The 20,801-nt window shown below is 63.6% G+C and carries 26 protein-coding genes; 18 read left to right on the forward strand and 8 right to left on the reverse strand.

The genetic code is table 11. The annotated features are described in order from the left end of the window. Window positions 1-2 precede the first annotated feature (2 nt). Window positions 3-377 carry a succinate dehydrogenase, hydrophobic membrane anchor protein gene (sdhD, locus tag JDO7802_RS04955; protein WP_055083269.1) on the reverse strand — a complete coding sequence of 125 codons (375 nt, stop codon included), beginning with the start codon at window positions 375-377 and terminating at the stop codon, window positions 3-5. A gap of 11 nt (window positions 378-388) precedes the next feature. After that, window positions 389-772, reverse strand: coding sequence for a succinate dehydrogenase, cytochrome b556 subunit (sdhC, locus tag JDO7802_RS04960; protein WP_055083271.1), 384 nt, complete (start codon window positions 770-772; stop codon window positions 389-391). A gap of 212 nt (window positions 773-984) precedes the next feature. On the opposite strand from sdhC, the gene JDO7802_RS04965 reads away from it, so the two are divergent. Beyond that, on the forward strand, window positions 985-1,329 hold the full coding sequence (locus JDO7802_RS04965; protein WP_055083274.1) for a DUF3140 domain-containing protein: 345 nt from the start codon (window positions 985-987) through the stop codon (window positions 1,327-1,329). A 9-nt stretch (window positions 1,330-1,338) separates the two neighbouring features. Here JDO7802_RS04965 and JDO7802_RS04970 read toward each other — a convergent pair whose 3' ends face one another. The 5 genes from JDO7802_RS04970 to JDO7802_RS04990 are packed head-to-tail and all read right to left on the reverse strand — an operon-like array spanning window position 1,339 to window position 4,668. Then, window positions 1,339-2,034, reverse strand: coding sequence for a DUF4344 domain-containing metallopeptidase (locus JDO7802_RS04970; RefSeq protein ID WP_055083276.1), 696 nt, complete (start codon window positions 2,032-2,034; stop codon window positions 1,339-1,341). Next, entirely contained in the window at window positions 2,031-3,059 is a 1,029-nt protein-coding gene (locus JDO7802_RS04975) for a MaoC family dehydratase (protein WP_055083278.1), read from the reverse strand. Before JDO7802_RS04975 ends, JDO7802_RS04970 begins: the two co-directional genes overlap by 4 nt. Then, window positions 3,056-3,262, reverse strand: a complete 207-nt coding sequence (locus tag JDO7802_RS04980; RefSeq protein WP_055083280.1) for a DUF1737 domain-containing protein — start codon at window positions 3,260-3,262, stop codon at window positions 3,056-3,058. The genes JDO7802_RS04975 and JDO7802_RS04980 overlap by 4 nt, the downstream gene beginning before the upstream one ends. 1 nt (window position 3,263) lies before the next feature. Then, window positions 3,264-3,809 (reverse strand): NnrU family protein, encoded by a 546-nt coding sequence (locus tag JDO7802_RS04985; protein WP_055083282.1) that lies wholly within the window; start codon window positions 3,807-3,809, stop codon window positions 3,264-3,266. 1 nt (window position 3,810) lies between these two features. Further along, window positions 3,811-4,668, reverse strand: a complete 858-nt coding sequence (locus tag JDO7802_RS04990; protein WP_055083284.1) for an HpcH/HpaI aldolase/citrate lyase family protein — start codon at window positions 4,666-4,668, stop codon at window positions 3,811-3,813. Window positions 4,669-4,929: 261 nt separating this feature from the next. Between JDO7802_RS04990 and JDO7802_RS04995 the strand changes: the two genes are divergently transcribed. Both JDO7802_RS04995 and mdh read left to right on the forward strand, forming a co-directional pair. After that, window positions 4,930-5,262, forward strand: coding sequence for a hypothetical protein (locus JDO7802_RS04995; RefSeq protein ID WP_083481033.1), 333 nt, complete (start codon window positions 4,930-4,932; stop codon window positions 5,260-5,262). Between the two features lie 160 nt (window positions 5,263-5,422). Then, window positions 5,423-6,385 (forward strand): malate dehydrogenase, encoded by a 963-nt coding sequence (mdh, locus tag JDO7802_RS05000; RefSeq protein WP_055083286.1) that lies wholly within the window; start codon window positions 5,423-5,425, stop codon window positions 6,383-6,385. A 29-nt stretch (window positions 6,386-6,414) separates the two neighbouring features. On the opposite strand, the gene JDO7802_RS05005 is transcribed toward mdh, so the two are convergent. Continuing rightward, window positions 6,415-7,950 carry a hypothetical protein gene (locus JDO7802_RS05005; protein ID WP_144430530.1) on the reverse strand — a complete coding sequence of 512 codons (1,536 nt, stop codon included), beginning with the start codon at window positions 7,948-7,950 and terminating at the stop codon, window positions 6,415-6,417. Window positions 7,951-8,178: 228 nt separating this feature from the next. Between JDO7802_RS05005 and sucC the strand changes: the two genes are divergently transcribed. From sucC to JDO7802_RS05080, 15 genes are all read left to right on the forward strand, one after another. Then, the gene (gene sucC, locus JDO7802_RS05010) at window positions 8,179-9,372 is read left to right on the forward strand and encodes an ADP-forming succinate--CoA ligase subunit beta (RefSeq protein WP_055083290.1); all 1,194 of its coding nucleotides are present in this window, start codon (window positions 8,179-8,181) and stop codon (window positions 9,370-9,372) included. A gap of 74 nt (window positions 9,373-9,446) precedes the next feature. After that, window positions 9,447-9,983, forward strand: a complete 537-nt coding sequence (locus JDO7802_RS05015; protein WP_055083292.1) for a hypothetical protein — start codon at window positions 9,447-9,449, stop codon at window positions 9,981-9,983. Window positions 9,984-10,063: 80 nt separating this feature from the next. Continuing rightward, window positions 10,064-10,501, forward strand: a complete 438-nt coding sequence (locus JDO7802_RS05020; RefSeq protein WP_055083294.1) for a hypothetical protein — start codon at window positions 10,064-10,066, stop codon at window positions 10,499-10,501. Further along, a complete protein-coding gene (locus tag JDO7802_RS05025; protein ID WP_055083296.1) occupies window positions 10,498-11,079 on the forward strand; it encodes a hypothetical protein in 582 nt (193 codons plus the stop codon). Before JDO7802_RS05020 ends, JDO7802_RS05025 begins: the two co-directional genes overlap by 4 nt. Window positions 11,080-11,136: 57 nt before the next feature. Continuing rightward, window positions 11,137-12,018 carry a succinate--CoA ligase subunit alpha gene (gene sucD, locus JDO7802_RS05030; RefSeq protein ID WP_055083298.1) on the forward strand — a complete coding sequence of 294 codons (882 nt, stop codon included), beginning with the start codon at window positions 11,137-11,139 and terminating at the stop codon, window positions 12,016-12,018. 130 nt (window positions 12,019-12,148) lie between these two features. Continuing rightward, window positions 12,149-12,751 carry a hypothetical protein gene (locus tag JDO7802_RS05035; RefSeq protein ID WP_144430531.1) on the forward strand — a complete coding sequence of 201 codons (603 nt, stop codon included), beginning with the start codon at window positions 12,149-12,151 and terminating at the stop codon, window positions 12,749-12,751. Between the two features lie 53 nt (window positions 12,752-12,804). Then, window positions 12,805-13,365: a hypothetical protein gene (locus JDO7802_RS05040; RefSeq protein ID WP_055083302.1), complete on the forward strand. Its 561-nt coding sequence runs from the start codon at window positions 12,805-12,807 to the stop codon at window positions 13,363-13,365. Continuing rightward, window positions 13,362-13,970, forward strand: a complete 609-nt coding sequence (locus JDO7802_RS05045; RefSeq protein WP_055083304.1) for a hypothetical protein — start codon at window positions 13,362-13,364, stop codon at window positions 13,968-13,970. The genes JDO7802_RS05040 and JDO7802_RS05045 overlap by 4 nt, the downstream gene beginning before the upstream one ends. After that, the gene (locus JDO7802_RS05050; protein ID WP_055083306.1) at window positions 13,967-14,626 is read left to right on the forward strand and encodes a hypothetical protein; all 660 of its coding nucleotides are present in this window, start codon (window positions 13,967-13,969) and stop codon (window positions 14,624-14,626) included. The genes JDO7802_RS05045 and JDO7802_RS05050 overlap by 4 nt, the downstream gene beginning before the upstream one ends. 109 nt (window positions 14,627-14,735) lie before the next feature. Continuing rightward, window positions 14,736-17,705: a 2-oxoglutarate dehydrogenase E1 component gene (locus JDO7802_RS05055; protein WP_055083309.1), complete on the forward strand. Its 2,970-nt coding sequence runs from the start codon at window positions 14,736-14,738 to the stop codon at window positions 17,703-17,705. A gap of 7 nt (window positions 17,706-17,712) precedes the next feature. Then, window positions 17,713-19,272: a 2-oxoglutarate dehydrogenase complex dihydrolipoyllysine-residue succinyltransferase gene (odhB, locus tag JDO7802_RS05060; RefSeq protein ID WP_055083311.1), complete on the forward strand. Its 1,560-nt coding sequence runs from the start codon at window positions 17,713-17,715 to the stop codon at window positions 19,270-19,272. Between the two features lies 1 nt (window position 19,273). Further along, window positions 19,274-19,858: a hypothetical protein gene (locus tag JDO7802_RS17915; protein WP_144430532.1), complete on the forward strand. Its 585-nt coding sequence runs from the start codon at window positions 19,274-19,276 to the stop codon at window positions 19,856-19,858. 93 nt (window positions 19,859-19,951) lie between these two features. Beyond that, entirely contained in the window at window positions 19,952-20,191 is a 240-nt protein-coding gene (locus tag JDO7802_RS05070) for a DUF3303 family protein (RefSeq protein WP_055083314.1), read from the forward strand. Window position 20,192: 1 nt separating this feature from the next. Continuing rightward, a complete protein-coding gene (locus JDO7802_RS05075) occupies window positions 20,193-20,384 on the forward strand; it encodes a hypothetical protein (RefSeq protein ID WP_055083316.1) in 192 nt (63 codons plus the stop codon). Further along, window positions 20,381-20,776, forward strand: a complete 396-nt coding sequence (locus JDO7802_RS05080; RefSeq protein WP_055083318.1) for an MAPEG family protein — start codon at window positions 20,381-20,383, stop codon at window positions 20,774-20,776. Before JDO7802_RS05075 ends, JDO7802_RS05080 begins: the two co-directional genes overlap by 4 nt. Window positions 20,777-20,801 lie beyond the last annotated feature (25 nt).

The following is a 20,801-nucleotide window of genomic DNA, read 5'->3' on the forward strand; positions in this document are numbered from 1 at the left end:
CCTTATTGCAGGGCCAGACGGGCCAATGCGTAAACGCAGGCCAGCGCCGCGGCGTAGCTGAGGCATGTGGTCGCGATGATGGCGACCTTACGGGCAATGCCCGATACGTAATCTTCGATCAGGACCTGAACACCCTTGGCGAAATGCACCCAACCGACGGTCAGCGTCAGCAGAGCGATCAGCGCGGGCCAGGGTCGGGAGTAGTAGGCCACGACCTCCTCGTACGGGGCGCCCAAGATCGCGCCGAAGGTGAACAGGAACAGCGGCACCAGGACAACCAGCGCGGCGGACAGAAGGGTCTGATGCCAGTGGTGTTCGGTACCCGCCCCGGCAGCGCCGAGGCCCGCGACGCGCTTGCGGTCGGTGAGATAAGCCATTGCGACGCTCCTTACAGGACGATGATCGTGAACAGGGTCAACAGGACCGACGCACCGATGATGCCCCAGCCCAGCTTCTCGGCCAACTCCACCTCTAGCAGGTAGCCCGCATCCCAGATCAGGTGACGGATCCCGGCCAGCGTGTGATACCAAAGCGCCCAGATCGAACCGAGGAACACCAGCTTGCCGAACCACGACGTCAGAAAGGCATCGGCGGTGGCGAAGGCATCTGGTCCGGCGGCAAGGGCGACGAACCACCAGGTGACCATCAGACCAGCCAGGATGAGCGCATTGCCCGTGATCCGCGTCAGAATAGAAGTGATCGACGTCAGCTGCGGACGATAGATCTGCAGGTGCGGACTCAGGGGCCGGTTGCCACGGTTCACGTCGGCCATCGCGGGCCTCCTTTGGTCGTTGGTCGGTCGTTCTGCGTTGTTCTAATGGTTTTTACAGCGGAGTCACGGGGGCGCGCGGTCGCAGCACGGCGAAAAAGATGGAAATCGGCAAACCCTGTGATCGCGGCGCGATCTTCGTGATCACAAATCAGCGTGGAACCACAGTTTGCGCTGTACGGTTCGCTTTTCACCTGACTGAACGGAGGCACGATATGTCGAAATCCCGCGAAGAAATCTGGGACGAATGGCGCGATCTGGTGAACATGGCACCGCAAGAACTGGAGGATTGGCTCGAGACGGACGAGAGCAAATCCGTGGGCGCGAACGAAGACGACGGGGAATCGACGGGCCACGAGTCGGGTCGGCGTATCGTCAAGATCAAGCGCACCAACAAAGAGGACCTGACCGACGATCAGTGGGATCACATGGGTAAGGTCGTCGGCTACATCAATCGCCACGGCGCACAGGTGCCGGACGACCCGAAGGGCACGGATTGGGAATACTCGCTCAAGAACTGGGGCCATGATCCTTTCGCGGAAAACGGCGTCGCAACCTGATACCGCGCTTCACTGGGGGCGGCGCATCCGCAGGGCCTCGACCATCTCGGCGCAGAACTCGATCCGTTCTTCCACGTCGAGGTAAAAGGCGTTGTCCTCGCCGCAGTCTACCTGAATCACGGGGATCGGTCGTGGCAGGGTCAGTGCGGAGTTGATCCGCGCGATGTCGTCCGACAGCAGACGCAGTGCCTTGCCGCTACGTCCCGGACGCAGACTGCGCGGGCTACCGGGGCGCGGGGTCAGATCGTGCAGCACCGCCGCCCAGGCCGCTTCGGTCACCGTCGCGTCATCGGCGCAATCCCACTCGGAGTCGCGCGGCATCCCGAGTGCGCGCGCCGTCATGCCCCGTGCCGCCGGGTCGAGGCCGTAGTAAAGGCAAATCGCCCGGGCCAGCCGCTGCGCGCCCGGCATGTATTCATCCCACGGATCGAAAAGCTCCTCCGCCGCTTCCTGTCGCCCCAGGTCAGTCACATCGATGATGAGCCGGGTCATCTCCGCCTCCGACAACAGGCGGTCGGCCAGCACCATGGCAAAGCTGTCGGCCGCGGTTTCCTGTGTGCCAAAGACGTACAGATCCAACTGATCGATCACTGCATGGCCCAGTTCGTGATACAGCGTGAAGCGCAGGTTGTTATGGACGAAATCCGCGCGCGCCGGTCCGGCGGCGGGCCAGAGGAGACAGCACAGGGCGATCAGCCGGATCACGCCGGCATCAGTGCCCAGTAGTCGAGGTCGAGCAGGACATCGGGCAGATATTTCCCATCGTCGCCGCGCAACGCGAAAGCGCGCCCCCGCGTAGCCACCAGGCGCAAGCGCAACGCGGCGATCCCCGGCGCGACCTCGGCCTTATCCAGAACCTCGGACCAGGCCCGCACGGTGTCGCCCGCGAAACATGGGTTGGCGTGGGACCCGCCGTTGATGGCGGCGATGCATTGCGCATTCGCCAACCCATTGAACGACAGCGCGCGCGCCAGCGAAATGACGTGCCCGCCATAGATCAGACGCTTGCCGTCGTCGCGGTGGGTGGCGTCGAAATGGACCTTGGCGGTGTTCTGCCACAGCCGGGTGGCGAGCATGTGCTCGGCCTCCTCGATCGTGACGCCGTCGATGTGGTCGATCGTCTCTCCGATGGCATAATCGGCGGCGCGGTGCGGCTCTCCGGCCGATGCGAAATCGTAGTCGTCGAAATTCAGGCCGTCCGGCACCAGAAGGTCGGCCGCGGGCACCACTTCGATCAGATCCGGGATGATCGCTTCGGGGGCCGCGGCCTCGGGGTCGCGTTTGCGCACCATCACCCAACGCACATAACTCAGCACAGGCTCGTCCGACTGGTTGATCCCGGTCGTGCGTACCCAGACGACGCCGGATTTGCCGTTCGAGTTCTGCTTGACGCCGATCACCTCGGATTCCGAGCGCAGCGTATCACCGGGGAACACGGGTTGCAGGAACCGCCCGTCTGCATAACCGAGGTTCGCGATGGCGTTCAGGGACACGTCGGGCACCGTCTTGCCGAACACGGTGTGAAAGGTGATCAGATCGTCCATCGGGCTGCCGTCCAACCCGCACCACAGCGCGAAGGCATCCGACGAGTGGAGCGCAAAGCGCTGCGGGTAGAGCGCGGTGTACATCGCCCGCTCTCCCTCGGCCAAGGTCCGGGGCACCGCGTGCCGGATCACGTCGCCGACGGTGTAATCCTCGAAGAAGCGGCCCGGATTGGTTTTCGAGGTCATTGCGCGCCCAGTTTCATGTCGGGGGAATACGCCGCATCCACGTCCTTGGTCACGGCCTGTGCGCAGCGCAGAAGGCCGCTTGTGGGATCATGCGTATAGCAAGGCGATCCGTGCAGGACCCATCCCTTCGCCAAGGCATCGCTGACCTTGTGGCAGAAGGCCGAGGTATCCTCCTCGGTGAGCAGGCGGTAGAGCGTGGACATATCAGCCTCCGAATGGATTGACGCCAAGCCAGATGTGAACTCCGGCGGCGATGGACATGAGGATCAAACCGACGATCAGCGCGACAAGGTCGCCCTTGATCGAAACGACTTCGGGGCGCTGCCATGGCTGGCTGCGGTTGATGAGGGCGATTTCGGCCAAGGCCCACACCAGCAGTCCGCCGAACAGGATCATCGCGGCCAGATCACCGTTCACCAACAGATGCGCACCCGCCCAGATCGTGAAGCCGGTCAGCTGCGGATGGCGAAGGCGCGCGGACAACAGACCCTTGGTCGCGCCCACGCCGTAAACGTAGAAGGCAACCACCATGAGCAGGTTGTTCACGTGCCGCAGGACGCTCGGCGGCTCCCATACGGGAATGTACGGCGCGGCGCGGTAGCCGACGATCATCAGGATAACCGACCCGACCAGCAGAACGGCGATCAGGCCCTTGCCCGGATCGCCAATCCGGGCGCGCGGTCCCGGTGCGACCCGTTTGAACATATGCGCCCCGACCCAAAGGGCGAGGCCGAGGATCAGGTATGTCATATCAACCCTCCAACGCGGCAATCGCCTCCTGCTTTGCCAGTGTCCGACGGGCCGTGTCCACATGAAGGTTCTCGACGATGCGTCCGTCCAGCACGGCGACCCCCTGTCCCTGCGCCACCGCGGCGTCGAAGGCGTCGATCTGCCGGCGAGCGAGATCAAGGTCGTCCTGCGTCGGCCCGAAGGCGGCGTTCGCGATGGCGATCTGCGCCGGATGGATCAGCGTTTTGCCGTCCATGCCGATGTCGCGGCCCTGCCGACATTCCGCGCGCAGCCCATCGTCGTCGCGGAAGGCGTTAAAGACTCCGTCGATACAGGGAATGCCCGCCGCACGCGCCGCCAGAAGGCAGGTCTGCAACGATGTCATCAACGGCATACGGTCGGGCCGGTCGCGACAGCCGAGATCCTTGGCCAAATCGTTCGTCCCCATGACGAAGCCGCCCATATGCGGCGCGCGGGCGATGGCGGCGGCGTTCAGAATGCCCTGGGGGCTCTCCATCATGGCCCAGATCGCGGTATTGCCTGTCAGATGCATCGCGGCCGCGGCGACATCGTCCGGCGCGCCGACCTTCGGCAGCAGGATCGCATCGGGGGCCAGCGGCGCGATGGCGGCCAGATCGTCCGCGCCCCAGGGCGTATCGGCCCCATTGACGCGCACGATGCACTGCCGCGGCCCATATCCACCCTCCCGAAAGGCCTGGATCAGCGTGGTCCGAGCGGCTTTCTTTTCGTCCGGTAAAACCGCATCTTCCAGATCGAATATGATCGCGTCCACCGGCAAGGTCCGGGCCTTTTCCAACGCGCGCGGCTTGGATCCGGGAATATACAGGACGGAACGGAATGGGCGATCTGTCTGGGTCATGGCGGCTCTCCTTGCTGCGGTTGCAAACATCTTACGCAATGATTGGCAAGGAAGTTTAGCTCCACGGCATGATTATTGCGCCGGCGATTTTCGATGTGCGACGCGACCGGCGAACGCACCACCTGTTCCATTAACCGAATCTCCACCTCCGTCGCGCAGATTATGACCATAGTTCGGTCGGGGAAATCCGGACCACACATGGATGAGACGGCCCTGCACCCTCTCTCTCTGTCGTGGCCGGATCTGCGAAAGGAACACGCCATGACGAAAACACAGATGATCGCCAACATCTTCTACGCCACGTTGATCGGCGCGGTGCTCATGCTGTTTGCGGAACCCGCCGGGGCGCAGGGGACCAATTGCGGCCCCCGCGCCGACGTTCTGGAGCGATTGTCCGCCGGGTACGGCGAAACCCGCCGGGGCATCGGGCTGGGCAGCAAGAATCGCGTGGTCGAGGTGTTCGCCTCCCCCGAGACGGGCAGCTGGACCGTGACCGTCACCTTGCCCGACGGGCGCACCTGCCTGGTCGCCAGCGGTCAATCCTGGGAGGACCGGATGGACGACCTGGCCCATCTGGCCGACGCCGAAATCTGACGCCACCCCAGTCAGAGACGGACTTGCGGGGCGGCCACGGCGCGCCCCGTTTTCGTCGCCCCCGGCCGCGCGCAATCACGACATTGCACGAGGACTTGCGCACCGCGCGGTCGATCCGATACCCCTCCGCCGGACTTCAGCCGTCATATCGGAGACAAACATGGCCCGACCCAAGATCGCCCTCATCGGCGCCGGACAGATCGGCGGCACGCTCGCCCACCTCGTCGCGCTCAAAGAACTGGGGGACGTCGTCCTCTTCGACATCAGCGAAGGCACGCCGCAGGGCAAGGCGCTCGACATCGCCGAATCCGGCCCGGTCGAGAAGTTCGACGCCAAGCTCAAGGGCACCAACGATTACGCTGATATCGCGGGTGCCGATGTCTGCATCGTCACCGCCGGGGTCCCGCGCAAACCGGGCATGAGCCGGGACGACCTGCTCGGCATCAACCTGAAGGTTATGAAGGCCGTCGGCGAGGGTATCCGCGACAGTGCCCCCGATGCCTTCGTCATCTGCATCACCAATCCGCTGGATGCGATGGTCTGGGCCCTGCGCGAATTTTCCGGACTGCCGCACGAAAAGGTCGTGGGCATGGCCGGCGTGCTCGATTCGGGCCGGTTCCGGCACTTCCTGGCCGAGGAATTCGACGTCTCCATGCGGGACGTCACGGCTTTCGTCTTGGGCGGCCACGGTGACACCATGGTGCCATTGGTGCGCTATTCCACCGTCGGTGGCATCCCCCTGCCCGATCTGGTCGACATGGGCTGGACCAGCCAGGAGAAGTTGGACGCGATCGTGCAGCGCACCCGCGACGGCGGCGCGGAGATCGTTGGCCTGCTCAAGACCGGGTCGGCCTTCTATGCCCCCGCGTCCTCGGCGATCGAGATGGCGGAATCCTATCTCAAAGATCAGAAGCGTCTGCTGCCCTGCGCGGCCTGGGTCGACGGCGCGCTCGGCCTGAACGGCATGTACGTGGGTGTGCCGACCGTCATCGGTGCCAGCGGGATCGAACGGGTGGTCGATATCAAGATGACCCGCGACGAACAGGCGATGTTCGACAAATCGGTCGAAGCGGTGAAGGGCCTCGTCGATGCCTGCAAAGCCATCGACCCCTCGCTGACCTGAACCAAACCGGGCGCGCGGTAGCGCGCGCCCTAGCCCGTTGCGCGGCCAAGCTTTTCGAACAGGCCCGAGCCGTGCACCGCCTTCGAGAGTGTCCGGTCGCGGTACGGCACACCCTGCAGCATCGGAAGCCGCCACCGCTCCATCTGCCGCTGTGGCCGGTTTCCGCGGCGGACAGGATAGGTCATGCACATGATCATGCGCAGAAGTTCGCGATCATTGGCCCCATAGACGATCGTACGGTTCGCGTATCCGGCGGAAATCATGCTCTGCGTTGTCGGCATCCAGATCTCGCAATGCCCAAGATCCGCCGCCCGGGTCTTGGCCGCTTCAGGCAGACCATCCAGCCATGCGCCATATCGTGGCTCTGACCGTGCCTTGAAATCGTCCGGTTGCAGTGTGGGCATGCTGAGCGCGCGCAGGCCCAGTTCGGGTGTCACCTGCGTCCCCCAGGCCACCCGCCACTTGTTCGCGCGCATCAATTCGATCAGCCCGCCGCGCAGGATCAGATCGCCCGGCGGTGCCATCTGGTGCGCCCGGATCGACCGTGCGTCCGGCGCATATTGGAAACTGGAGCGCAGGTCGATCATCCGCGCGATCCGCTCAACGTCTGCGTCGCCGATCGCCTCCGCCGTTGGCCCGGCGCAGGAGATGGTCAGCAGGGGATGCTGCAACCGCTCCGCAATCGTCTCGGCCAACAGGGCATCGACGAAGGTCGCCTCGTTGCGGACCCAGCAATAGAGCGATGCCAGATCCGACAGGCGATGATGACAACAGCCCAGAAGGAATCGGCTGTCCTGACCGCCCGTGATCGGAAGGGCGCATCGGTTCGATCCGATCAACACCTCCAAAACCTGTGTCAGGCGATCGCAGATCGCATCGACCTGATCGGAATGGGACGCAGGTTGCGTGAAATCCGTATCGTCGCGGGGCCAGTGTCGGACCTGGCGATATTGCGAAAGGTCGAGATAATGGTTTGCCATCATCCGCTGCACGGTCGCGTCGACGGTGTCGCCGAAAAAATAGTATCGCCCCCGCTCCGCCCGGAAGAGAGACAGAGGCAGGTCCGGCGAGTCAGCCAGCGGGCGGTCAATCGCAAGCGGAACCGACGCGGCGATCCGACCGGTCGTCGGATCGAAGAAAGGTGTCAAACTGCACGATGGATCGACGTATAGCCGATTGTCGGTCAGCACGATGTAGCGGCCAGCGACATTCTCTATCCAGCGCTCCAATGCGTCTGGGGTGCAGGGCACTCTTGTGCCGTCGGCCACCATGCCGGCGCCTGCAATCAATGCGATACCAAGGACAAGACCGACAACTTCGCCGGCGTCGTCCACCAGCCGCATCAAGGGCAGCTCGGGACAATGCCAAAGAGTCCGCGCCCCCAGCGTGGCGTGGCGCCAGTTGGACGGCACGGCGACCGGCCGGGTATCTATCACGAACTGACGCAGGAATGTCTCGCCATAGGGCAGATCTTCATCGCTGCAGATCCGCGCGCCCAGCGGCACGGCTGCAATCTCTCCGCGGGCAACCCGCGAAGGTATTTCACGCGGTTGTGAGTGGTTCATCGATCTGCCCAGCGCTTTTTGTTTTCCGCAAGCTAACAGTCTGGCCGACACCGATCCACACATGATATCTTCGGCCACGCTTCCTCTTTGTGATCACAGCTTGCGTTGCTGTGATCACAAAAACGGCTATTCCCGGAGAATTGCCTTCAATCACCGGCAATTCGGTTTCAAATAGGCGAATCGCGTGTCAAGGATCGTGGAACCTTTGACCAAGCGGGGGCGCGTCCCATGAACATCCACGAATACCAGGCCAAGGCCTTGCTGCGCGATTTCGGCGCACCCGTTTCCGACGGGGTGGCCGTTACCAAGGCGGCAGACGCCAAGACCGCCGCCAGTCAGCTGGACGGGCCACTCTGGGTCGTGAAGGCGCAGATCCATGCAGGCGGGCGCGGCAAGGGTAAGTTCAAGGAAGCCGAGGCCGGTGACGCCGGTGGCGTCCGCCTTGCCAAATCGGTTCAGGAAGCGGCCGATCACGCATCGCAGATGCTGGGCAACACGCTGGTCACGCATCAGACCGGCCCCGCCGGCAAGCAGGTCAACCGCATCTACATCGAAGACGGCTCGGGCATCGAGACGGAGCTGTATCTCGCCCTTCTGGTCGACCGGTCGACCAGCCGCATCGGCTTCGTCTGCTCGACCGAAGGCGGCATGGACATCGAGGAGGTGGCCGCCAGCACCCCCGAGAAGATCATCAGCTTCTCCGTCGATCCCGCCACCGGCTATCAGCCCTTCCACGGCCGCCGCGTCGCGTTCTCGCTGGGGCTGAAAGGGGGGCAGGTCAAGCAGTGCGTCAAACTGATGGGGCAACTCTACAAGGCCTTCGAGGAGAAGGACATGGAGATGCTGGAGATCAACCCGCTGATCGTGACCGACGGCGGCGATCTCAAGGTGTTGGACGCCAAGGTCAGCTTCGATGGCAACGCGCTCTACCGCCAGAAAGACATCGCCGAGTTGCGCGACGAGACGGAGGAGGACCCCAAGGAACTCGCCGCCTCCAAGTTCGACCTGAACTATATCGCGCTGGACGGTGAAATCGGCTGCATGGTCAACGGCGCGGGTCTGGCCATGGCAACGATGGACATCATCAAACTCTATGGGGCCGAACCGGCAAACTTCCTCGACGTCGGCGGCGGCGCCACCGAGGAAAAGGTGACCGAGGCGTTCAAGATAATCACGTCTGACCCGCAGGTCAAAGGCATCCTGGTCAACATCTTCGGCGGCATCATGCGCTGCGACGTCATCGCCGAGGGCGTGGTGGCGGCCGTCAAGCAGGTCGGGCTCAAGGTGCCGCTGGTCGTGCGGCTGGAAGGCACGAACGTGGAACAGGGCAAGAAGATCATCAATGAGTCGGGCCTCGACGTGATCGCCGCCGATGACCTGAAGGACGGCGCACAGAAGATCGTGAAGGCGGTCAAGGGGTAATGGGTCCGCTCCGGGGAATGCCTTGCGCGTTGCTCGCGATCGTCGGTCTTGCCGGTTGTGAACCGACAGGTGGCATGACGCGCGAGAACGTTTCTCCAAGTGTCGGCGTAGCAATTTTTGAGGACCTCTGCCTTCAAGACATCTCGAATGCCGCTAGCAATCGTTCACAGATCCATGATCTTATCGCCCAGGATCCGCGCGGCTATGCCCTCAGAAGATCCGGACAGATAACGGCCTATGCGGCCGACGATCTGGATATGGATGTTCAGTTCATTTGCGGGCCGCGACAAAACGCACGCACCCCGGTGGTGAGTGAATGCGCCGTCGGGTTCGACACGCAGAACAGCCCCGCCGTGGCAAGCGTGCTGGAAAATAGCCCGCTCTTCGACAAGTCATTGAACTTGGAGGTCACGAGCGAGGGGAATAATACCTATCTCAGCGGGTTAACGACATACGCCGGTCAGCCAATCCGCGTTACGGTCACGCCTCCCGGCAGAGCTGTTCTCGATCGTGTGAACGAGTCACTTGCGGCAACCAACGATTTCCGTTTCACGACGATATCGGTTCTCCACGGTCGGCAGACCTGTCCCTCGGTCGGGAGCGGCCAATGAGACTGACATCTGGCGTATATTCCTGCGCGGTGCTGGCGATAAGTCTCGGTCACGCTCACGCAAATCCAGCGCGCAACGAAATGTTGGGAGCCTTCGCCGGCCACTGCTTCTCGCCCTACCTCACGCCTGCCCGCGTTAAGTCCGAGATCGCCAGCACCGGCGCGCGGGTCGATTTCTACGACCTCAACCCATTTTCCGACGTCGCCCCAACGCCCGGCACGGCCATCACCCCCGGTACCGACCGGCGATGCGAAGTGACGTTCGATGGACGCCATGGCGACGCCGCCGCCGAAGTCGCGACAAGCGCTCTGCAAGCCGAAGGTATCACCGCCGGCACCCCCGTACCCGCGACCCACGCGAACGCGGCCCTGCCCGGCACGACCCTGCTGGCCGCACGCGCGCTCAATCCGACCCGCATCGCCGTCGTCCACACCGGCACCCGTCCCGGCCCGAACGGGGTCGAGACCTTTCTGTCGGTCGAGCGGCTGACCCCGCAAGCAAGCGAGGCTAGCCGATGATCCGCCCTTTGGTCCTTCTTCTCGCCCTCGCGGGCTGCGTGCAGACCGGCACCAACGGATTCGGCAGTGGCGTCGGCGACATCGCCGCGCAGCGGATGCGCTTCGCCGCCGAGGCCGTCTGCCTCAACAACCGCACCCGCGGCACGCAGGACCGCGCCGCCCGCGCGCTGAACTTCCCGGTGCGTGAGCGTGATGGCAATTCCATCGTCTATGCCAACCCCGGCACGCTGACCTTCATTCGCATCGGCCCCGCCCCCGATCAGACCTTCACCGACGATCAGGGCCAGCGGCGCAGCATCGCGGGCAGCGGGTGTTCCGTCGGCTCGCCTGCGGTGGGGACCGACCGCGCGAACCGTCTGGCAGGCGAAATCCTGGCCCCGCGGTTGATCGACGGCAGCGATACTTTGCTGGCACCCTTGGGGGCGGGCACCAATGTCGACGGCGGCGTCGGCTTCTTCTTCGACAACCTCGCCGTGACGTTGCCGGTCGCGCGCACCACTTTCACGAATCCAGAAACCGGGCAGGGCACCGCCTTCGACCATCCCGTCATTCTCATCGTTCACGCCCAGGCCCGTTAGCGGCCCACACCCACACCGGTCCTTCGGGGCCAGAAATCCAAGACCAAGGAGGGCCCGATGGCCATTCTCATCGACAAACACACCAAGGTCATCTGCCAGGGGCTCACCGGCTCCCAGGGGACGTTCCATACCGAACAGGCGATTGCCTACGGCACGCAGATGGTCGGGGGCGTCACGCCCGGCAAGGGTGGTCAGACGCACCTGGATCTTCCCGTCTTCGACAGCTGTCACGAAGCGGTGCATGCCACCGGGGCCAACGCCTCCGTCATCTACGTGCCGCCGCCCTTCGCCGCCGATTCCATCCTGGAGGCCATCGACGCCGAGATCGAGCTGGTCATCTGCATCACCGAAGGCATCCCGGTCCTCGACATGATGAAGGTCAAGCGCGCGCTCGACGGGTCCAAGACGCGGCTCATCGGTCCGAACTGCCCGGGTGTCATCACGCCGGACGCCTGCAAGATCGGCATCATGCCCGGTCACATCCACAAGCGCGGGTCGGTCGGCGTCGTATCCCGCTCGGGTACCCTGACCTACGAGGCGGTCAAGCAGACGACCGACATGGGGCTGGGCCAGTCCACGGCCGTCGGCATCGGCGGCGACCCGATCAAGGGCACTGAACACATCGACGTGTTGGAGATGTTCCTGGCCGATCCGGAAACGCATTCGATCATCATGATCGGCGAAATCGGCGGCACGGCGGAAGAAGAAGCCGCGCAATTCCTCGCGGACGAGAAGAAGGCCGGACGTTGGAAACCCACCGCCGGCTTCATCGCCGGGCGCACCGCCCCTCCGGGCCGCCGCATGGGCCACGCGGGCGCCATCGTCGCGGGCGGCAAGGGCGACGCGGAGAGCAAGATCGAAGCGATGAAGGAAGCCGGCATCGTCGTCGCCGACAGCCCCGCCACGCTGGGCGAGGCTGTGAAGGAAGCGATCGGATGAGATGGCATCGGGACGCTCCTCTCTCGGGTGTCTCAGAACCCTGGCGATTACCATCGCCGGGGTTTGCCTGTCTGCGGCAGCGTCTGGTCAGACAGATGAGCATCGCCCCACGGAGGCGGAGCAGGCTTTGATGACAGCCACGATCGATCTCTGTTTCGCCCTGCCCAATACGATCCCTCTGGCGGTCGAGGCCTTCGAAAATTTGGGCTGGCGGACCATCGAAGAGGATGAGGAAAGCGAAACGCCGCCCCCCATTTTTCAAACTTTGATGGCGGGCGTCATCGTCCATAACTTCCGCGCCGACGATCTGAACTATACCGTCGGCAATGGCGCGTTCATGGCCGCCTCAATCCTGGGAAACTCGTCGCTGGGCAAGAACCAGATCGGGATGGCCTACGGTGACGCTTCCCTCGCCGTTTTGGGGATCGAGGAAGCCAGACCCAATTGCACGATGGCTGGACCGGCGTGGATCAGTCGTGCCACCCACGCAGCAGGCTTGCGGGCCCAGATCACTCAATCGACTGCGGACCTTTGGCAGGGCATGAGAATTGATGATCGCGGCGGCCATAAAATCGGGATTTTTGAGGACTTTGAAGCGTTTCAAGAGGATGTCAGGAAAGCTATCGTATCGAACGACGACGATCCGGAAGAAGTCGACCTGTATGTAGGTATGCTCAAACCCGTCTCCATCACGGTAACACCCCAAGCCAGTCTGAAGGCACGGGATCGATGATGCTTTGTCACCCATTCTCCACGACGGTTCACGCAGCCTTGGCGGCAGCTTTGATGAGTTCCGTTTGGCCAAGCCTTGCGCATAGCCAAGAGGCACCCACCGCCTGTCTGACCCCCGCTGCCGATACCGACACTACCCTGGCCGCGCTCGCCACCCAAGGCTGGACCGCCCTTCCCGACAGCACCCTGCCGCAGGACGTCGCGGACCGGCTCGTCTGGCTCTATGTCGCGCATTATACGACAGGCGACACCGGCGGCGAGGCGCTGGCGTCGATCGTCGATCTGCAAAGCCGTACCATCAAGGGTCTGGCCCGCAAGCGTGACATTCCCACCAGCAAGACCCGGTTCTTGACGCGGCACGAAGGCGCGATGATCCTGTTCTGGCGCGCGCCTGTGCCGGGCCGGTTCGAATTGCAATGCCGGATTGCGCTGGACGGCCCCGACACGCCCGGATCGGATCCCTTCGCCCGTCACGCAATGGAACAGGTCGATCACGGACAGATCCTGACGGTCGCACTGGACCGGGCCGCGCTGGCACGGGCGACAGGGCGCGACGTCAAAACGGCGCAGCTTGTCGACACGTATCTCATCTATGGAGCGGAGGACGCGCGATGATCCGTTTGGTCGCCCTTCTTGTGTGCTTAACCGGGCCTGTCGCGGCCCAAGGCTACGGCCTGCCCCCCGCGCTGGCCCCCTGCGGGGAGGGGCATCTCGATGCGGCCCGCTACCGCACGGACCTGCAGGACCTTGGCTGGGTCTTCGTTCCGGCGAATGCGCGGGCTGGGCAGCTGGAATTGCTCAACGACGCGTTCGTCTCCCTCGTCTCCGGGCGGGACGGACCGCGCGATGCCAGACTTGAACGGGGCCGTGCCGTCTGGGCCGACCTGGGGGTCAGCCAACTGGTCTTTACGACACCGGACGGAGGTCAGGCCCTGATGGTCGCGGGTGGTGCGAACGCGGACGGTGTCGCGCAATTGCGGTGCTGGATGGCCTTTGCGGATGGCACGCGAATGGACGACCTTTTCGTGCAACTTCTGACACAGGCCACCGATCCCCCGGCCCCGGGCGATGAACAGGTTCTGGTCCTGACGCAGAACACCCCGGGGTCGGACGAGACGCTGCGGCTCTACCTGACGCGGCCCGCCCCCGGCATCGACACGCCGGCCACGCGGGCGGGGATCGCCACGCTGCTGTCGGTCACGCCGGAGGCGGCGCAATGATCCGCACGGCCCTTTTTTCGGTGATGGCGACGCAGGCGGGGGCGGTCGACCTGCCCGCCATGGGACCCGAAATTACGGCCTGCCTGGAACAGCATGTCGCCGTCGCGCCCTATGTCGCCGCGCTCGCCTCGGCGGGCTGGAGCCCGGTGCGGCCCCTCGACCGCCCAGCGGCCCAACGCGACCTGTCGCACGCGATGCTGGCCGCGTTGCAACTGGACGATGATCACGGTGACCATGACCACGATGAGATCCAGGGTAAGACGGGAACAATCGGCTGGGCCGAACGCTGGGACCACCGCGACGACACGCTGGTCTGGATCGAGGACGCCAGCGCGAACCGAACCTTGTACGAGCGCGGCGATGCCGTCCTGCTGCTGATGGGCGAACAGATCACCGATGAAACCGCCGGCCGCATCCATCGGACCACCTGTCTGTTCGGGGCACCCGAACTGGACGACGTCGCGCGGCTTCTGGCGGAGGAGGCGACGGTCGACGACCTGCGCAGCCTGGCCTTCTTGCCCGAAGACGACGGGGCCTTGCCCTATACCTCCGTCGTGCTGACGCGGAACGTCCCGCCACCGGGCGCGGAGGCACCGACACATCTGGACGCGATCATCACGACGCAGGTGTTTCCCGTGCCGAAGGTGCTGAGATGACGCGCGTTCCGCCCCTGCGAAGGCCCCCGCCGGGCCGCGTCGCCCGGCCGCCCGGCACCCGTTGCAATCCATTCCTCCCTTCCCGCATCCGAACCCCCGAGGTCCCAAAATGACCGATCAATCCGACAACGACATCTTTCATTCCACCAGCTTCATGCAGGGGCACAACGCCGAATATCTCGAACAGATGTACGCGCGGTATGCCGACGATCCCGGTGCCGTGGATGAGACGTGGAAGCAATTCTTCGCAGCCCTCGACGACGATGCGGGCACCGCGCAGGCGGAAGCCGCTGGTCCCAGCTGGGCGCGCACCGACTGGCCGCCCGTTCCGGCAGACGACCTGACGGCGGCGCTGACGGGCGAATGGCCCGCAGCCCCCGTCGACCCCAAAGAGGCCAAGGCGGCCGGTGACAAGATCAGGACGAAGGCGGCCGAGATCGGGTCCGCCCCGGATGATGACGCGATCAAACGCGCCGTCCTCGACAGTATCCGGGCGCTGATGTTGATCCGCGCCTATCGCATCCGGGGCCACCTGGCGGCGGATCTGGACCCGCTGGGGATGCGCGCCGAGACGCCCCATCCTGAGCTGGATCCGAAGTCCTACGGGTTCTCGGACGCCGACATGGATCGTCCGATCTTCATCGACAACGTCCTGGGACTGGAGATCGCGACGCTCAAGCAGATCGTCTCGATTCTGAAGCGGACGTATTGCGGCACCTTCGCGCTGCAGTACATGCACATTTCCAACCCCGAGGAATCGGCCTGGCTCAAGGAGCGGATCGAGGGTCTTGGAAAGGAGATCGAGTTCACGCAGAACGGCCGCCGCGCCATTCTCAACAAGTTGGTCGAGGCGGAAGGGTTCGAGAAATACCTGCACGTCAAGTACATGGGCACCAAGCGCTTCGGTCTGGACGGTGGCGAAGCGCTGATCCCCGCGATGGAACAGATCATCAAGCGCGGCGGTCAGCTGGGCCTGTCGGACGTCGTCATCGGCATGCCCCACCGCGGCCGGCTGAGTGTCTTGGCCAACGTGATGCAAAAACCCTACAAGGCGATCTTCAACGAGTTTCAGGGCGGTAGTTTCAAGCCCGAGGATGTCGATGGCTCGGGCGACGTGAAATACCACCTCGGGGCCAGTTCCGACCGCGACTTCGACGGCAACACCGTCCACCTGTCGCTGACCGCGAACCCCTCCCACCTGGAGGCGGTGAACCCCGTGGTGCTGGGCAAGGTCCGCGCCAAGCAGGATCAGCTGGGCGACACCGAACGGCGCAAGGTGGCCGGCGTCCTGCTGCACGGGGATGCTGCCTTCGCCGGCCAGGGCGTGGTGGCCGAATGTTTCGCCCTGTCGGGCGTGCGCGGGCACCGGACGGGCGGCACGATCCATATCGTCGTCAACAACCAGATCGGGTTCACGACCGCGCCGCATTTTTCACGCTCCAGCCCCTATCCGACCGACAACGCGCTGGTGGTCGAAGCGCCGATCTTCCACGTCAACGGCGACGACCCCGAAGCCGTCGTTCACGCGGCCCGGGTCGCGACGGAGTTCCGGCAGAAGTTCGGCAAGGACGTCGTTCTGGACATCTTCTGCTATCGCCGGTTCGGCCATAACGAGGGCGACGAGCCCATGTTCACGAACCCGGTCATGTATAAGAAGATCAAGGGTCAGAAGACGACCCTGACCCTCTATACCGAACGCCTGGTGCGCGATGGCCTGATCCCAGAGGGCGAGATCGAGGACATGAAGACCGCCTTCCAGGACCGCATGGCGCAGGAATTCGAGGCTGGCAAAGACTACAAACCCAACAAGGCCGACTGGCTGGACGGGCGCTGGTCGCATTTGGATCGCCGCAAGGAAGAAGACTACGTCCGTGGGGAGACGGCCATCGCGCCCGAAACCTACGACGCGGTCGGACGCGCCCTGACGACGGCCCCCAAGGACTTTCCACTGCACAAGACCATCGGCCGCCTGATGGACGCCAAGGCACAGATGTTCGAGAGCGGCACCGGCTTCGACTGGGCCACCGCCGAGGCGATGGCTTTCGGATCCCTGTTGACCGAAGGCTACAAGGTGCGTCTGGCCGGACAGGACAGCACGCGGGGAACATTCTCCCAGCGGCATTCGGCCCTGATCAATCAAGAGAACGAGGACCGCTACTACCCCCTCAACCATATCCGCGAGGGACAGTCGCATTACGAAGCGATCGACAGCGCATTGTCCGAATACGCGGTGCTAGGTTTCGAATACGGCTATTCGCTGGCCGAACCCAACGCCTTGACCATGTGGGAAGCGCAGTTCGGCGATTTCGCCAACGGCGCGCAGATCATGTTCGACCAGTTCATCTCCTCCGGGGAGGCCAAATGGCTGCGGATGAGCGGATTGGTTTGCCTGCTGCCGCACGGGTACGAAGGTCAGGGACCGGAACATTCATCGGCGCGGCTGGAGCGGTTTCTGCAGATGTGCGGCTCCGACAATTGGATCGTCGCAAATTGCACCACGCCCGCCAACTACTTCCACATCCTGCGCCGACAGCTGCACCGCGACTTCCGCAAGCCGCTGATCCTGATGACGCCCAAGTCGCTGCTTCGTCACAAGATGGCGGTGTCGACCAAAGAGGAATTCACCACCGGGTCCAGTTTCCACCGCGTTCTGTGGGACGATGCACAACACGGCAATTCCGACACAAAGCTGGTGGACGACGCATCGATCAAGCGCGTGGTCGTGTGTTCGGGCAAGGTCTACTACGATCTGCTGGAGGAGCGGGACGAACGCGGCCTGACGGATGTCTATATCCTGCGGCTGGAGCAGTTTTATCCGTTCCCCGCCCTGTCGATGGTCAACGAACTGCAACGTTTCAAGCAGGCCGAAATCGTCTGGTGTCAGGAAGAGCCCAAGAACCAGGGGGCCTGGACCTTCGTGGAGCCGAACATCGAATGGGTGCTGACCCGCATCGGTGCCGCCCATACGCGGCCGGTCTATGCCGGTCGTGCCGCCTCCGCCTCGCCCGCGACGGGTCTGGCCAGCCAACACAAAGCCCAACAAGCCGCGCTCGTCGATGACGCGCTGCGCACGGAGTAACAGTCCCATGTCCATCGAAGTCAAAGTCCCAACCCTGGGCGAGTCCGTCACCGAAGCCACCGTCGCCACCTGGTTCAAGCAGCCCGGCGACGCCGTGGAAGCCGACGAAATGCTGTGCGAGTTGGAGACCGACAAGGTCACCGTCGAAGTGCCCAGCCCCGCCGCCGGCACCCTGGGCGAGATTGTCGCGAACGAAGGCGAGACCGTGGGCGTCGACGCCCTGCTGGCCACGATCACGGAAGGAGAGGGCGCGGCACCCGCGCCCAAGGCGAAAGACGACCAGTCGGCCGACAACGCGCCGGGGCAGGCCAAGGCTGAAATGACCGAGCAGGCAGACGACGGCGCGGCAATGGACGTCATGGTCCCCGCCTTGGGGGAATCCGTTTCGGAGGCCACCGTCGCCACCTGGTTCAAGGCCGTTGGCGACAGCGTGGAGGCCGACGAAATGCTGTGCGAGTTGGAGACCGACAAGGTTTCGGTCGAAGTGCCCGCGCCCGCGGCCGGCACCCTGACCGAGATCGTCGCGGCCGAGGGCGAGACCGTCGCCGCCGGCGGCAAGCTGGCCGTGATGTCGACCGGTGAGGGCGGCGCGGCCAAGCCCGCCGCCATGAACCCCGAACCCGCCGCGGACGCCGGGAAAGCCGAAATCGAACAGGCAAAGGCCAACGTGTCCGCCGCCAAGGGCGACGTGGAAGACGCGCCGTCCGCCAAGAAAGCCATGGCCGAGAAGGGTCTGACATCGGATCAGGTCACCGGCACGGGCCGCGACGGTCGCGTGATGAAGGAAGACGTGATGAAGGCCGCCGGGGCCGCGAAACCCACACCCGCCGCGCCCGCCGCCCGCGCACCCGTCGCCGCCGGGGACGAGGGCCGGGAGGAGCGGGTGAAGATGACCCGCCTGCGCCAGACCATCGCCAAGCGTCTGAAGGACAGCCAGAACACCGCCGCCATGCTCACCACCTATAACGAGGTGGACATGAAGGCGGTCATGGACCTGCGGAGCGAATACAAGGACCTGTTCCTGAAGAAACACGGCGTAAAGCTGGGCTTCATGTCCTTCTTCACCAAGGCCTGCGTCCACGCCCTGCGCGAGGTGCCCGAGGTGAATGCCGAGATCGACGGCACCGACGTCGTCTACAAGCACTTCGTCCACATGGGCATCGCCGCCGGCACGCCCCAGGGCCTCGTCGTGCCCGTCATCCGCGACGCCGATCAGATGGGTTTCGCCGAGATCGAGAAGGCCATCGCCGAAATGGGGGCCAAGGCCCGCGACGGCAAACTCTCCATGGCGGAAATGCAGGGCGGCACCTTCACCATCTCCAATGGCGGCGTCTACGGCTCGCTGATGTCGTCCCCCATCCTGAACCCGCCGCAGTCGGGCATTTTGGGCATGCACAAGATCCAGGACCGCGCGATGGTCGTCGGCGGCGAGATCGTCATCCGCCCGATGATGTATCTGGCCCTGAGCTACGACCACCGGATCGTCGATGGGAAGGGCGCGGTGACGTTCCTCGTGCGGGTGAAGGAAGCGCTGGAGGATCCTCGTCGGTTGTTGATGGATCTGTGACATGACCGAAATTAACAGAGGAACTCCAAGGAACGTTTCTTTGGTGGACTACTGCGATTTTGTTCTGTCGTTGGCGGATATCTGCTGTCGAGAAAAGTGGCGCAAGGATCGTCATTGCTGGTACTTATATAGGCAGTCTTTCTATGGCTTGTTTGACTACCTTGGACCCTTGGCTCGTGTGATAGCTTCCGAAGCAGCACTAGTAGAATTTGAGAAAAAAGGATTGAACTGCGACATGCGAGATATGGGTTGGGGCGATCAGCCTAGATTTGATAATGGCCGGGCAAAAGGAACGTTCCATTTGGAACATGTTTATACCGGCCACATGTTCAGACAAGACGTCGAAAAGCTCCTGCACGAGACTGATAGAGCTCGGTCTTTGGCGGAAATTGTAAAACAAAAATACTGCGTAGCCTGGATTCTCAAAAGTGAGGACAAGAAATTGGGACGCGGTGATCGTGGAGATAGCCTTGAAAGTGCTTTTGCCTATTACAGACGATGTGGTGTCTCTCTCGCCGAACGCTCCAGAGTAAACGATGCACTTGAACTTGCAAAAGTGCATCAGAAAGGCTCAGGGCCCGCATAAGCAAAGTAGGGCGGGCGAAAGGCCACTATCTATCGCCCCACCAGAGTGGTGGGTTCTCACCCACCCTGCGCCCACAGAACCGGACCCAACCCCATGAACCTCCTCACCCACCACTCCCCCACCTCTTACGACACCTGGAAACAGGACTTCGACGCCAGCACCGAGATGCGCATGAACGCGGGTCTAACCCTGCTCCAGCTATGGCGAGATGCCGAGGGCACCGGCGTCACCGCGCTCTTCGAGATCAACGACCGCAAGAAGGCGCAGGATTGGCTCGACCGCGAAGACCAGACCAACGGCCCCGTCAACGGGCGCTTCATGAAAACCGCCTGACATGGACCCGAGCCCCGTGACCCCAACCCGCCGCGCCATCGCCTTCTGGATCATCCGCGTCGCCATCGCCGTCATCCTCGTCCTCGTCCTTCAGGCCTGGCGCGGACCTGATCCGGTCCTGTGGTATCTCGCCGCCGCCTATGCGGCGATCTCGGCCTTCACCACCTACCTCCTCATCAGGCGCATGAAATGACCCCCGAACTCACCGTCCTCGCCCTCGCGATCCTGCTCCAGACGGCGCAATTCATCGTCTATGCCGTGCAGGCCAATCTCGACGTCGGACCGGGCTACACCATGTCGGCCCGCGACCGGGAGCCGAGCCGCAATCTGTCGGTTCGCGCGGGTCGCCTGCAACGCGCGCTGAACAACCATTTCGAAGGGTTGATCCTCTTCACCGCCGCCGTCGCCCTCGTCACGCTCTCGGGCCAGGCCACCGTGTTCACCGCCTGGTGCGGCTGGATCTATCTGGTGGCGCGTGTCGTTTACGTTCCTGCCTATGTGCTTGGATGGCGGCCGGGTCGGTCATTCATCTGGATGGCGGGGTTCACGGCGACCGTTGCAATGGTTATCTCCACCCTCGTCTGATCCGATCCACGTCCGACGCAGATCA

The organism is Jannaschia donghaensis (assembly GCF_001403795.1).
Taxonomy (GTDB): domain Bacteria; phylum Pseudomonadota; class Alphaproteobacteria; order Rhodobacterales; family Rhodobacteraceae; genus Jannaschia; species Jannaschia donghaensis.

Bases quoted from the DNA above. Each gene is read 5' to 3' on its own strand.
- JDO7802_RS04965 (WP_055083274.1), top strand. From the start codon at position 985: ATGTCGAAATCCCGCGAAGAAATCTGGGACGAATGGCGCGATCTGGTG.
- sdhC (WP_055083271.1), bottom strand. From the start codon at position 772: ATGGCCGACGTGAACCGTGGCAACCGGCCCCTGAGTCCGCACCTGCAG.
- JDO7802_RS05055 (WP_055083309.1), top strand. From the start codon at position 14,736: ATGACCGATCAATCCGACAACGACATCTTTCATTCCACCAGCTTCATG.
- JDO7802_RS05015 (WP_055083292.1), top strand. From the start codon at position 9,447: ATGACGCGCGAGAACGTTTCTCCAAGTGTCGGCGTAGCAATTTTTGAG.
- JDO7802_RS05005 (WP_144430530.1), bottom strand. From the start codon at position 7,950: ATGAACCACTCACAACCGCGTGAAATACCTTCGCGGGTTGCCCGCGGA.
- sdhD (WP_055083269.1), bottom strand. From the start codon at position 377: ATGGCTTATCTCACCGACCGCAAGCGCGTCGCGGGCCTCGGCGCTGCC.
- JDO7802_RS05080 (WP_055083318.1), top strand. From the start codon at position 20,381: ATGACCCCCGAACTCACCGTCCTCGCCCTCGCGATCCTGCTCCAGACG.
- JDO7802_RS05045 (WP_055083304.1), top strand. From the start codon at position 13,362: ATGATCCGTTTGGTCGCCCTTCTTGTGTGCTTAACCGGGCCTGTCGCG.
- JDO7802_RS04980 (WP_055083280.1), bottom strand. From the start codon at position 3,262: ATGTCCACGCTCTACCGCCTGCTCACCGAGGAGGATACCTCGGCCTTC.
- JDO7802_RS05070 (WP_055083314.1), top strand. From the start codon at position 19,952: ATGAACCTCCTCACCCACCACTCCCCCACCTCTTACGACACCTGGAAA.
- JDO7802_RS05040 (WP_055083302.1), top strand. From the start codon at position 12,805: ATGAGTTCCGTTTGGCCAAGCCTTGCGCATAGCCAAGAGGCACCCACC.
- JDO7802_RS04975 (WP_055083278.1), bottom strand. From the start codon at position 3,059: ATGACCTCGAAAACCAATCCGGGCCGCTTCTTCGAGGATTACACCGTC.
- odhB (WP_055083311.1), top strand. From the start codon at position 17,713: ATGTCCATCGAAGTCAAAGTCCCAACCCTGGGCGAGTCCGTCACCGAA.
- sucD (WP_055083298.1), top strand. From the start codon at position 11,137: ATGGCCATTCTCATCGACAAACACACCAAGGTCATCTGCCAGGGGCTC.
- JDO7802_RS05050 (WP_055083306.1), top strand. From the start codon at position 13,967: ATGATCCGCACGGCCCTTTTTTCGGTGATGGCGACGCAGGCGGGGGCG.
- JDO7802_RS04985 (WP_055083282.1), bottom strand. From the start codon at position 3,809: ATGACATACCTGATCCTCGGCCTCGCCCTTTGGGTCGGGGCGCATATG.
- JDO7802_RS05020 (WP_055083294.1), top strand. From the start codon at position 10,064: ATGTTGGGAGCCTTCGCCGGCCACTGCTTCTCGCCCTACCTCACGCCT.
- JDO7802_RS04990 (WP_055083284.1), bottom strand. From the start codon at position 4,668: ATGACCCAGACAGATCGCCCATTCCGTTCCGTCCTGTATATTCCCGGA.
- JDO7802_RS05035 (WP_144430531.1), top strand. From the start codon at position 12,149: ATGACAGCCACGATCGATCTCTGTTTCGCCCTGCCCAATACGATCCCT.
- JDO7802_RS04995 (WP_083481033.1), top strand. From the start codon at position 4,930: ATGACGAAAACACAGATGATCGCCAACATCTTCTACGCCACGTTGATC.
- JDO7802_RS05025 (WP_055083296.1), top strand. From the start codon at position 10,498: ATGATCCGCCCTTTGGTCCTTCTTCTCGCCCTCGCGGGCTGCGTGCAG.
- JDO7802_RS05075 (WP_055083316.1), top strand. From the start codon at position 20,193: ATGGACCCGAGCCCCGTGACCCCAACCCGCCGCGCCATCGCCTTCTGG.
- mdh (WP_055083286.1), top strand. From the start codon at position 5,423: ATGGCCCGACCCAAGATCGCCCTCATCGGCGCCGGACAGATCGGCGGC.
- sucC (WP_055083290.1), top strand. From the start codon at position 8,179: ATGAACATCCACGAATACCAGGCCAAGGCCTTGCTGCGCGATTTCGGC.
- JDO7802_RS17915 (WP_144430532.1), top strand. From the start codon at position 19,274: ATGACCGAAATTAACAGAGGAACTCCAAGGAACGTTTCTTTGGTGGAC.